The organism is Sphingomonas faeni (genome assembly GCF_024273235.1).
In the GTDB taxonomy this organism is placed as follows: Bacteria; Pseudomonadota; Alphaproteobacteria; order Sphingomonadales; family Sphingomonadaceae; genus Sphingomonas; species Sphingomonas faeni_A.
Window position 1 is genome coordinate 1 of the sequence record NZ_JANBVH010000096.1, and the last position, 1,099, is coordinate 1,099.

Annotated in this window: 1 pseudogene and 1 other annotated feature; the pseudogene reads right to left on the reverse strand. The window is 64.1% G+C overall.

From position 1 onward, the window contains the following. Positions 1-1,099, reverse strand: a pseudogene (locus NLI89_RS21640) (IS3 family transposase); the annotation flags it as partial. After that, positions 732-848, reverse strand: a sequence feature (AL1L pseudoknot). Its footprint overlaps the pseudogene before it by 117 nt.

Genomic DNA, 1,099 nt, shown 5'->3' on the forward strand with positions numbered 1-1,099 from the left:
AACCAGTCGACCCATTCGAGCGTGGCGTACTCGACGGCTTCGAAACTGCGCCAAGGGCCGCGCCGGTGGATCACCTCGGCTTTGTACAGTCCGTTGATCGTCTCGGCCAAAGCGTTGTCGTAGCTGTCGCCGACACTGCCGACCGACGGCTCGATGCCGGCCTCCGCGAGGCGCTCGGTGTACTTGATAGACACGTATTGCGACCCGCGGTCGCTGTGGTGAACCAGGCCCCCACGGTGGACTGGCCTGCGGTCATGAAGCGCCTGCTCGAGTGCATCCAAGACGAAGCTGGCATGTGCTGTCCTGCTGGCACGCCATCCGACGATTCGGCGGGCGTAGGTGTCGATGACGAAGGCGACGTAGACGAACCCCGCCCAAGTTGCGACGTAGGTAAAGTCCGACACCCACAGCATGTTCGGCGCTGGGGCGTAGAACTGCCGGTTGACGTGATCGCGCGGGCACGGCGCCGCTTTATCGCTGATGGTCGTGCGCACCGGCTTGCCGCGGATTACCCCCGCCAAGCCCATCTCGCGCATCAGCCGTTCCACGGTACAGCGCGCGACCGCAAAGCCCTCCCGCATCATCTGCCGCCAGACCTTGCGCACGCCGTAGACCGCGAAGTTCTCCGCGAATACGCGAGCGATCTCGGCCTTGAGGATCAGATCCTCACGCGCCCGTGCCGACAGACGCGATGGATCCTGTCGCTGCGCGACGTGCTCGTAGTAGGTGGATGGGGCGATCGGCAGGACACGGCAGATCGGCTCGACCCCATAGGCATCGCGGTGATCGTCAATGAAAGCGATCATCGCCGGAACGGGCGGTCGAGCTCCGCCTGCGCGAAATATGCCGATGCCTTGCGCAGGATTTCGTTGGCCTGCCGCAGTTCGCGGACCTCGCGTTCCAGCGCCTTCACTTTGTCAGCTACCTCGGTCGGGACACCGCCGCGTTTGCCGCTGTCGACTTCGGCCTTCTTCACCCACTCATGCAGCGTCTGCGGAACGCAGCCGATCTTTTCGGCGATCGATACCACGGTCGCCCACCTAGACGGGTGATCCCGCTCGTGATCGAAAACCATCCGCACCGCTCGCTCGCGTACTTC